Source organism: Deltaproteobacteria bacterium (assembly GCA_022340465.1).
GTDB lineage: Bacteria > Desulfobacterota > Desulfobacteria > Desulfobacterales > B30-G6 > JAJDNW01.
In genome coordinates this window covers 1-11,060 of sequence record JAJDNW010000154.1, presented here as the reverse complement: position 1 = coordinate 11,060, position 11,060 = coordinate 1, and the positions used below count along the sequence as shown (strand labels likewise).

At 56.0% G+C, this 11,060-nt stretch carries 9 protein-coding genes; all 9 read right to left on the bottom strand.

The features are described from left to right. Nucleotides 1-2,218: molybdopterin-dependent oxidoreductase (locus LJE94_19040; GenBank protein ID MCG6912193.1), on the bottom strand; the 2,218-nt coding region annotated here is incomplete at its 3' end. Nucleotide 2,219: 1 nt separating this feature from the next. After that, entirely contained in the window at nt 2,220-3,977 is a 1,758-nt protein-coding gene (locus tag LJE94_19035; GenBank protein ID MCG6912192.1) for an MBL fold metallo-hydrolase, read from the bottom strand. Between the two features lie 24 nt (nt 3,978-4,001). Continuing rightward, nucleotides 4,002-5,738 carry an acyl--CoA ligase gene (locus LJE94_19030; GenBank protein ID MCG6912191.1) on the bottom strand — a complete coding sequence of 579 codons (1,737 nt, stop codon included), beginning with the start codon at nt 5,736-5,738 and terminating at the stop codon, nt 4,002-4,004. Between the two features lie 25 nt (nt 5,739-5,763). Further along, a complete protein-coding gene (locus tag LJE94_19025) occupies nt 5,764-6,366 on the bottom strand; it encodes a histidine phosphatase family protein (GenBank protein ID MCG6912190.1) in 603 nt (200 codons plus the stop codon). Nucleotides 6,367-6,381: 15 nt separating this feature from the next. After that, nucleotides 6,382-7,575 (bottom strand): phosphotransferase, encoded by a 1,194-nt coding sequence (locus tag LJE94_19020; protein MCG6912189.1) that lies wholly within the window; start codon nt 7,573-7,575, stop codon nt 6,382-6,384. Nucleotides 7,576-7,588: 13 nt separating this feature from the next. Then, nucleotides 7,589-8,821 carry an acyl-CoA/acyl-ACP dehydrogenase gene (locus tag LJE94_19015; GenBank protein MCG6912188.1) on the bottom strand — a complete coding sequence of 411 codons (1,233 nt, stop codon included), beginning with the start codon at nt 8,819-8,821 and terminating at the stop codon, nt 7,589-7,591. A 32-nt stretch (nt 8,822-8,853) separates the two neighbouring features. Continuing rightward, nucleotides 8,854-9,894: an NAD(P)-dependent alcohol dehydrogenase gene (locus LJE94_19010; protein ID MCG6912187.1), complete on the bottom strand. Its 1,041-nt coding sequence runs from the start codon at nt 9,892-9,894 to the stop codon at nt 8,854-8,856. Between the two features lie 20 nt (nt 9,895-9,914). After that, nucleotides 9,915-10,439: a universal stress protein gene (locus tag LJE94_19005; GenBank protein ID MCG6912186.1), complete on the bottom strand. Its 525-nt coding sequence runs from the start codon at nt 10,437-10,439 to the stop codon at nt 9,915-9,917. Continuing rightward, nucleotides 10,436-11,060 (bottom strand): thiolase family protein (locus LJE94_19000; GenBank protein MCG6912185.1); only part of this gene is annotated, 625 nt, incomplete at its 5' end. The genes LJE94_19005 and LJE94_19000, both read right to left, overlap by 4 nt.

Genomic DNA, 11,060 nt, shown 5'->3' with positions numbered 1-11,060 from the left:
CTGCAGGTGTCACGTTGACCGGGATGCCATTGAGGACCGATGTATTGGAAAGGGGATCGAATTGGGTCTCGTCAGCCAGAATGTTACTGTTGATGCCGCCGTTTTCTTTGGCAATGCGCATTTCTACACCTTGAAGGTCGTGCCCCCATCCGTGGGGCAGGCTGACCACTCCCGGACGGATATTGTCGGTTACTTCCACCGGTGCGGCCAGTTGACCCACCCGGCTTGCGACCCGGGCCGTATCACCCGTTTTCAGACCCAGCTTTATGGCATCGGTCGGGTTCACATGCAGAACGCATCTCTGCGGTCCGGAAACGAGTGCAGGGATGTTGGCCAGCCAGGAGTTGTTGGTTCTAAGGTGGCGGCGGCCGACCAGTACCAGTTCGGAAGGCGCATCATCCAGGGTTTTTCGAAGCCGGTCGACATCCCTGACCAAGGGATCAGGGGCCAGCTCAATCCGGCCTGACGGGGTTTTCAGGTGCCCGGGCAGCATTTCCTTGAGCGGGCCCAGATCAAGACCGTGGGGCAGGTCTTTGAGCTTATCCAGGGTGAGGCCTTCAGGGTCAAGACCGAAACCGTCGCCGTATGCACCGGTTCTCAGCATGAAATCCAGCATGCGCTCAGGCCCCCTGTGTTTTGACAATGCGTCGAGCATTTCCGCGTCCCGGCCGTGAAACAGGGAGGTTTCGTCTTTGGTGATCTTGGCCACCATGGATTGAATGATGACGTCATCCATGGGGCCGATGTCGGCCCCCGCACCCTGGCCGCTGAAGATCAAGGCCAGCTTGTACATGATCTGCCACTTGTCCATTTCATCGTCCGGCATGGCCAAAACCGGCGGCGCGTATTGGACCATGTTGCGCACAGCCAGGTTGTAGAACATCATGTGATGCTGGGATGTTGAAAGCGGTCCTGTGGGCGGCAGGATGACATCGGCATGCCGTGTTGACGCCGTAACATAAAAATCGATGGACACCATATAATCCAACGCTGCCAGAGCCCTGCTTATCCGTCCGGCATTGGGCAGGGATATGGCTGGATTGGAAGCAATGGTCAACAACGCCCTGATTTGACCGTCCCCTTCGGTTTCCATCTCATCGACCAGGGTCGACACCGGCAGTTCACCCATGACTTCATTCAACCCCTTGACTCTGCTCTGCCAGCGTCCCAGTGCCCAGCCCCTTCCTCCCGGCCTTGTATTCAGGGGCATATGGGCCGGGGCGGGAAACATGGCCCCGCCGGGACGATCCAGGTTGCCGGTAAGGATGTTGACCACATCCACCAGCCAGTTGGTCAATGCACCGAATGACACGGTGGACGTTCCCATGCGGCCGTAAACAACCGCTGATTCAGCACCGGCCAGGTCACGGGCCAGGGTTGTCATCCGGTCTGGTGCCAGACCTGTTTTTTCTGCCACGGCTGACGGCGAAAAAGGCTTGCAGAGTTCCCTGACCGTTTCGATGCCATTGGTGAAATCGTCCAGCCTGCCCGGCTTGACCAGTCCATCGGCAAAGAGGACATTGATCAGGGCCATCAACAAGTAAGCATCGCCTCCCGGCCGGATGGCCAGATGGGTGTCGGCTAACCGCGCTGTGGGGCTGGTCCTGGGATCGACGACGACCAGCCGCCCGACCCTATTTTTCAGGGCCCGCAAGCGTCCCGGCCAGTTCGGGGCCGTGGCCAGAGAGCCGTTCGAGGTGAGCGGATCAGCACCCAGGATGAGCATGAACATGGTCCGGTCGATATCCGGAACAGGGATGATGAGCGGGTGGCCAAACATCAGTCCTGAGGAGACATGCTTGGGCATCTGGTCGACGGTGCTGGCGCTGAATATGTTTTTACTGCCCAACGCCTTTAAGAGCGGATGCATGCACAAGGCGCCGGCCATGGTGTGGGCGCAGGGATTGCCCAGAAAAACCCCTACAGCGTCACGGCCATGCTTTTCGACGATGGGCATCAGACCTTTTTCTACCGCTTTAAAAGCCTCTTCCCAGGAAACTTCAACCAACGCACCATCCCTTCTGACCAACGGACGGCGCAGCCTGTCCGGATCATGGTGCAGCGATCCTATGGCAGCCCCCTTGGGGCAGAGATAGCCCCTGCTGAAGGGATTCTTTTTGTCGCCCCTCACTGAAACGACACGTCCGTCTTCAACGGTAATGGTAAGACCGCAGGTGGCCTCACATAGGGAGCAGGTTTGGTAATGAGTAGTGGTCATGTCATCGCACCTTTTTAATATATTTAAACCGATCAAACAGACTCAGGAAATCTTCAAGCTCTGGTACGCTTCCTGCCGTCATTTTGGCCTCACCTGATTCCAGCGCCTTTTTCAGTGTCGTTAATCTGAAATAGACTGAAAGCCAGACAGTCCTGGTGAGTTCCAGTCCAAGATCAGCATCCGCATCGGCATGCGCTGTGAATTCGGCCACGCCTTTTCTCACAACAAGGCCAAAACCCTGATTCAAATCCGTAAAAGCTATGTGTAATGATTTTTCAACATCTCTGCTTTTCTGCGGATCAAGCATATTTTCCAGGAGCTTTATCATGGCCCCGGGTTTGGTATTCAAGATGTCGTCGATACCCTGATCGCCAAAAAATTTAACAGCGGGGGGTTTGGAAGTATCGATCTTCTTTTCAAGGCTCAAGGCATGCGTCAGGTAAAAATGGCGGGATTGAATGTCCGGGGAGAGCTGAGCCATGATCCGCAGGGCATCCGCCTTCAACTGACGCGCCTGTTCATTTTCAGGGTCGACCTGCAGCACATAGGTTACCAGCTTGGCGGCCAGTTCATATTGATGCTGTTCGAAAAGAATTCGGCATCTCTGGATGACCTTTTCCGGCCCGCCAAATCCGTCCACAATCTCCCGGGCCAGAACTTCCGGAAGCGGCGGATTCAAATCTGCGGTATCCTCGGCAAACCAGCCCACCATACCGCGGTAAAATCCCCTGACCGCATATTGGATGCGTATATAGCCCTCGTAAAGCAGGGGGTCGTTTTTGAGATGGTCGGGCAGCTGGATTTCCTTGACCATCTGGTCGGGCGTCCGGCCCTGGTTGATGGCGCGCACAGACTGCTGATAAACAAACGCATAGCTATCGCGAACCCGCGTCATGGCTTTATAGGCCTTTTCCCGGCCGATGAAGGGGGCGCCATGACAGCCGACAAGATATTCGGGCTTGATGTTCCGCATAATGTCGATGCCCCGGATGGCGCCCTCCGGGCTTCGATAGAAATCCCCCCGCAGGGTGTAAAATGGATGGAATACCCGCATCACGGCGGCGTTGTGCAAAATCATGTCCAGTTCGGGAAACCATACCGCCAGAGAATCATCAGTATCTGCTACAATCTGGAAAAACTGGGCGTTAAGCCCGTCTATTAACACCTCCTCCCTGTCAGCCACCGCGTGCGTGGCGGGCAGATGCCCGTTTTTATTCATGCCCGGATCTTCATATCGGGGCTCGGTCATCCCCACTGCCGCGTCTTCCCCTTTCTCCGGAAGATACTGCCCAACCTGGATGCCGCCGCGGCGCATTTGCATGCGCCCGAAGGCTGAAAAGGTATTCTGACGGTTATACTCGATTTTTGGATGCCCGTAAATGGCGCATGCTTGGGCTTTATTTTCCTCGACAAAAAGCCGGGTGCCGCCGGTGTAGTGATGGTGGGAATAAATGATGGCCCTGATGGGTTTATCGCTCACCTCTCTGATTTTTTTCAGAATCTCCTGGCCCTGGCCGATGTTGTTGCCGGTATCGAACACGATCAGTCCGCTTTGGCCTTCGATAAAGGTGCAGTTGGCAATACTCAAACCGGCGATGGTGTATACGCCTTTTCGAACCTTGTAGAGGTTACGGCTGATTTTTTCGCAATGGTTGAATTCATGCCTGTTCCCGATGAAGCTATCCATCATGGATCTACTGAGTTTTGCACCGGCTTTGGTTTCTACAATCCGATGCGTCAATTCATTCGGGTCAGTCATTATCCATTATCCTCTTTTTATGTTTTATTCTTGGATAGAAAACAATTCCAACATATCCTGCCGAACCTTGCGTTTAAATACCTTACCGCTGCCCAGTTTAGGCAAGGAATCTGATTGCAGCCGTATATGTTCCGGTACCTTAAACGCCGCGAGTTTCCCCTTCAGAAACGCCCGCAGTTGTTCCTTGTTCACCTGCTGACCTGGTTTCAACACCACCACTGCGGCCACTATTTCGCCCAGCCTCTCGTCGGGCAGACCGAAGGCAACAGCCTCGAACACGGCAGGGTGGTCATACAAAGCGAATTCGACCTCCCGGCTGCTGATATTTTCGCCACCCCGGATGACAATTTCCTTGCGTCTATCCTCAATGAAAATATCACCGTCCGCATCCATGTAGCCCACATCGCCGGTTCGAAACCAGCCACCCGGCAGCATGGCCCTGGCGGTCTCCGCTGCTTTCTTCCAGTAGCCTCGAAAATTGGTGCAGCTTCTAAAACAAATTTCCCCGGTTTGACCAACCGGTAATGTCCTGCCCTGCTCGTCCACCATTTTTACTTCCATCAGCGGCGGTATCGGACGCCCCACACTGGCAGGTTTGTTGCGATAGTTCTCGCCTGCATTGCTTGTCCCCAGCGCAGTGGTTTCGGTGAGGCCGTAGTTGGTGGTGGCGATGTGCCGTCCCATGCGTTTCTCCAAAACCTTAAGGTGTTTTGGAGGCCGCATGGCACCGCCGGCGCCCAGCGCTGTCAGACTGCTGGTATCATATGTTTCGAATGCAGGTGAATTGACAAATTCCCAGGTCATCATCGGCGGTCCGCCCAGCCGCGTTATGCGTTCGCTTTCCACCAATCGAAGCGCTTCCTCAGGATTCCATTTGCGCATCATCACCACTTTCTGCCGAATGAAAAATGAAGACAGAAAACCTCCCACACAACCGGTGACATGAAAAAGTGGAACTGACAGCAGCACTGACGGTCTATGCCGGGATCTGATCTGTTCGATTTTATGCGGACAGGTCATGAGCATGCCAACGATCGGCATCTGCCAGGACATCACTGCGTTGATAATGGCGCGGTGGGTGGTCACCACCCCTTTGGGCGTTCCCGTGGAACCACTGGTATACATGATAAAGGCATCGTTGTCCGGATTGACTTCGACCGGCGGGAATTCGGGAAGTTTTTCACGGAATAGATAATCGGCCAGAGGACGGGCCTGCTCGGGCAGCGGCTTTTCCGCCCGGGTGATCAGCAGAGGCAGGGCCAAATTTTCAATGTGCGGAAGCATGCGCTGCATGCGCTGTTCATCCGCCAGGATCAAGGCAGGTTCACTGTCTTGAACACCATGGGCCAGCTCCTCGCCTTGCCACCAGGAATTCAGGGGCACGGCAATTGCACCGATTGCGGTGATGGCCATGAATGCCAGGCAGTATTCCGGGTAGTTGCGCATGGCAATCGCCACCCGGTCGCCGGGCTTGATGCCGAACCTTATTATCAGTTGCTTGGAGAACCCGGCCGCAAGGTGATAGGCATCTTCAAAGGAGTAGCGCTCATCTTCATATACCAGAAAGGTCCAATCCTGGTTCCCGAACCACTCGACGAGTTTACGTGCATAGATATGGTCGTTTTCCAAGCTGGAAGCATACATTTCCCTGAGATTTTTAAAAGCGTTTGCAAAGACCTTATAGTCGACGCCGCCGATAGTCTGGTTGGTAACCGCATATATGGCACCGGGTTTGGTCGCTGCCATAAGCATATGATCCATGCGTCGTTCCATGTTGGCTCGTTGATCAGTCACCATGCAAATGGCCTGTTTCATTGAGACTGACGAGACTGTGGACGCCGGAGCCGGAAGCCATAAACCGACTGATGCTGGTATAATCCGGCTTGAAAAAAAGGCTTTTTTCCAGGCCGAGGATATGGGCGGCCCAGATATTGATAATGCCGCCGTGGCAAACGATGGCCACCTTCCTGCCCTTATTGTCGGCGACGATCTGTTTGATGCGCTTTATTATTTTCCGGCGAAAGGTCTTAAGGTCCTGCATGCCGTCAAAAACCGCTTCCATGCCGACCTCCAGCAACTCCCGCCACTTTTCAGGCTCATTTTTTTTCAATTCCTCCAAGGGGATGTAGGTGGACGCCTGCGCATCAATTTCGGCAACGTCCGGTTCTATGCTGATGTCCAGCCCCTTGACATCCGACAGCGGTTCCGCGGTCATCCTGGCCCGCATCAGCGGACTGCAGTAGATGGCATCCAATGGTTGGTTTTGCAGCCAGCGCGCCAGTTTTTGTGCCTGTTCGATTCCTTTTGGGCTCAATTCAGGGTCGGCTGCGGTTCCGTCTTTTTTTTCGACGCGATAGGGTAATCCATGCCGGATCAAGATCAGTTCCATTGCTTGTCACGCTCCTCAGTTAAACAGGCTGGACAGGTCTATGGATTCAATCAAAGGCTTCATGCGGTCAAACCAGAGGCCCAACATGTAGCGGGCGTTGGGGTCCTTCTCGACCTCTACGCCGCCAACGATGATCAGCACATAACGCAGGGCCAGGAGCAAACCGTAGACATAATCATCCAGGCATTCATCGAGGCTGTAGTCCGACAGGCCGCCCTCAACCAGTCCCTGGTGATAAACGGTAATCAACGCTTCGGCTTCTTGCGGAGTGAACGCACGGCTTCCGTTGTTAAGCATGAAGAAGCACGGGTCGAACAGCCCCAATCCCGGACAGCTGGCCTGCCAGTCAATCACGGCGATATCTTTTTTTTCGCGGTCAAAAAAGATGTTATCCAGCCGGTAATCCGTATGAATCAGGGTATGCGGCCGGTTCCGGGTGTATTCGTCCAGCTGTTTGTTGTTTTTCTTCAGCCACTCAAATACCGCCATTTCCTGTTGGCCGATTTTGTCCGGAAGCGCCTTTTTGACGACCGCGGGCCAGCGGCCGGACAGGAAACCCATCATATTACTGAAGTCGGCGTGGTTCTTGAGCCAGTACTTATTGAGCTCGGGGCTTTTCCAGAAGGCGGCATGGGCGATCCCCAGCGGTTTGATCATCATCTCTGCATCCGCATAGGAACATCCGTCGCGCTGGTCGATCTGTTCGAGATGACTGAAATCCTCCAGCAAAAGGATGTAGCGCCTTTTCATCCCGACATTCTTGAGGCCGACATAAATGAAGTAAATACCCACAAGACCCGTGGGCAGCTTGCCATAGCGTCTGTAGACCGTGTTGACCTTTTCTGCGTCCCAGCCGGGATCGAAGTCGGAAAAATAGCAGCGCGGCGTTCTCAACGGCAACTTGTCGAGAATTTCCTCATAGAGCCGGTTTTCACGCTCGAAGTTCCAGAAGGCTTCCATGATCATTTTATTTTTCTTTTCCCGGGTGGGGATCTTGGCGACCATGGTGGACGGCAAGGCATCATCCGCTTTTTCATACGTAAGGGACAATCGGGCCAAAATACCCATGTATCCCTGCTCCGATCCGATGATTTCGCTTTCCACTGCCCGGACGGCGTTGCCGTTTATAACCCCCGAACCGGTCAGGGATTCTGTCAGCCACTCAGGGGTCATTTCTTCAATCGTGTTGGGGATAATCGCTGCGGTCATGGTTGCGGCTCCTTTATTTGAGTTCATGCGATGCGGCAATGGACAGGGCGTTGTTCTCGCCGTCCTCGACCAAGGAAGCCCGGGCATCGCGAAACATCTTTTCGATCACATACTCCCGGGCCAATCCGTTGCCGCCGAAGATGGTGATGGCCTCGCTGGCCACCTCGAACGCGGCGCGTGTGGAGGTAACCTTGGCAGCCACCGCGTATTGGGCGGCACCGGGCTGATTGATGCTATTATAGAGGGACACCCTCCTGGCCAAGGCCCTGGCAGCTTCGACTTTCCGAAACATGTTGAACAGCTGCAGCTTGATATTGTTGTGCTCGAAGATGGGCATGCCGCCTTGAATGCGCTGTTTGGCGTAATTCAGCGCCTCGTCGAAAGCTGCCTGGGCCAGCCCCACGAAAACGGTCCCCATGCCGGTGTTGGCACCGGTCAGAATCGCTTTGGCCAGAGGGACCATCATGCGACTGTCGGGAACGACCATGCATTGCTTGGGCAACTTGACGTCTTCGAAGAATATTTCGCCCTGATTCAGCGCGCGTTGCCCGATTTTGTCCAGCGGTTTGCCTTTGGATATGCCCGGCAAATCCAGTGGAACCACGGCCAGACCGGCGCCATGCATCCCCTTGGAAGGCTGCAACCCGACATGGACGGTGGCATGGGTGGCAATCGTGCCGTTGGACACCCAGGCCGACTTCTGCCCGTTGAGGATGTATTCATCCCCTTTAAGCTCGGCGATAAGGTCCGGACCGCACTGGGGATCGCTGAACGTGGGATCCATGGCCATGATATAGTCCGACCCGTGGGTCGGTTCGGTAATGGCCCAGCATCCGATCATCTCACCGGAGGTGTCGTTGCAGAAATCCCTGGCCAGCTGCTGCAGCGCGGGGTCCTGGGACATCGCGGCAACCCTGAACGGATTGATGGACACCCCCAGGCTGACGGCCAGCCCGGCATCGCCGTACCCTATCACCTCGGCCATGAGGTGCTTGAATTTGGGATCGATGTCATCCCCCATGCCGCCCAGTTCGGCGGGTATACCGATCTGGTGCAGGTTGAGCTCTCGGAAGGCTCGATGCACGTCCCACAAAACCGATCCGGGCGCGGAAACATCGGCCGGATCCTGCAGCCGGTCGAGATCGATACCGGCCGGCCGGACCACGTCCATGGCAAACTTCTTGACCTCTTTGAGCATGGCCACAACTTCCTTGCTCAGGTCCATGTCCAGTTCTACATATCCCATTTGTTTTTCCTCCTGTGTGCTTTGGCCTGCATCTACGGTATCAGCACCGCCCTGCCGGTGATTTGGTTGTTTTTCAGCCTGTCGTACACGTCCACGGCCTGATCGAGTGGGTACTTCTCAACATGCGGCTGCACGCGCCCTGATTCAGCCAGTGCCACGACTTCGGCCAGTTCCGGTGTAGTTCCGCCCATGGTGGTCACCATGGAGCAGCCATACGGCAGCGCACCGAACCGAAACGGAAAGGTTCCGCCGCCCAGTCCGACAATGGCGATGCGGCCGTTTTTACGGACCACGGCAGCAGTCAGCGCCATGGTGGTGTCCAAACCCACGAAATCGACGGCCGCCATGGCGCCGATCCCGTTGGTTGCCGCCATTATCTCCCCGGCGGTACCGTCGGCCGACAAAAGGCAGCGGTCGGCCCCCATTGACGCGGCCCGATCAAGGGCTTTTTCATCCTGATCCACGGCAATGATGGTTGCACCGCAGAGTTCTCTCAGAAACTGGACAGCCATCTGACCCAGACCGCCGATGCCGATGACCACCACAGCCACGTCCGGGGACAACACCGGCAGACAGCGTTTGACAGCATGGTAGGCGCTCAGCCCGGCGTCGGTGAGAGCAGCCGCCTTCCAGGGCTCGAGGTCCTTTAGCGGGACCAGACAGTGGGACGGTGCAACCATATACTCGGCAAACCCGCCATCCCGACCCAGCCCCCCGGAAAATCCGCGTTTCTCGTGGCCCGCCTCGCAGGCATTGGTGTCTCCCTGCCGACACGCGCGGCACACACCGCAGTTCCACAGGGGTTGAATGACAACGGGCGTACCCTGCTCGAGCTCACCGTTGTCACCGCCCTCGATCCAGCCGGCGTTTTCATGGCCCAGGGTGAAGGGCAACGGCCAGTCCGCCACCTCGGGCCGAACGTCCGGTGTCCAGTGGTGCATGACGTGTAAATCGGAGTGGCAAACACCGGCCCCGCCAATGCGGACCAGCACTTCTCCGGGCTTTGGCTCGGGAACCGGTACATCCACCAGTTCAGCCGGTTGCAGCCACGCTTTAAACTGAAATGCTTTCATGTGACAACCTCCATTGATTTCTATGCATTCATCCGTATCAGAAAAACGGGTATCCCGCTTTTGCGCAACAGCCGCTGGCTGGTGCTGCCCAGCACGGCGCCTTCGATCTTTCCGCGGGCGTGGTAGCCCATGACGATGAGATCGCAATGCCGCTCTCCGCCTTCAGTGACGATCTCATCCACCACATGGCCTTCGGCAATAACGACTTCAATGTCATCCATGATCAACGTGCACTCCGGGTGATCTTTTTGGGCCGCATCACAGAAGGCGGTTAGTGCATCCTTGATCATCAGGGCTTCTTTTTTCTTCCCGATCAGCGCCTTCCTGGTGTCCTGTTTTTGGGTGTTCGCAATCTCCTGTAATTTTTCCCGACCCAGATAGGTTGTCAGCAGGTTGCTGGATGCGCGCGACATTTCTTCCAGCACGTGCAAAACGGTGATGCGGGCGCCGTAACGGTTTGCTAGGCTGATGGCATGGTCGAAGGCCGCCCGCGATTCGTTGGAGAGATCCGTCGGAAAGAGGATGTTTTTGTATTCGGGCGTCATATCCGCATCCTTCCGGGTTTTTCAAAAATATGAACGGCCACCGAGGCCTCCCCAAGGCCCAGCGTGCCGCCGCCGTTTTCGGCCATGGCAATGCGGGCATTTTCCACCTGCCGTTTTCCAGCCTCACCGCGCAGCTGCGTCGTCAGCTCATGGGTCATGGCCAGGCCGGAAGCGCCGATGGGGTGACCGCGGGAGATGAGACCGCCGCTGGTATTGACGGGTATTTCACCACCGATGGCCGTGGCGCCGCTTTCTGCAAAGGGGCCGCCTTCACCTTCCGGACAGAAACCCAGTTTTTCATACTGATAGAGCTCGCCAAAGGCGGTCGCATCGTGAACTTCAGCCACGTCAATATCCTGCGGTCCCAGTCCCGCGGCTTCATAGGCTGCATTCGATGCCCGCTGGGTGACATCCGGCGGACCGTTCCTGGTTCCGGACGTCATGACGGAGGCTCTTATCTTTACGGCCCGGGAGCTGTTGTGCTCCTTCATATATCGCTCACTGCAAAGGATGGCTGCCGCCGCCCCGTCGCCGACGGGCGCACACATGGCCCGGGTCAGGGGGAAGGCCACCTCCCTGTCCGCCATGACCTGATCCACCGTCATGGGGAAAGTGTACTGT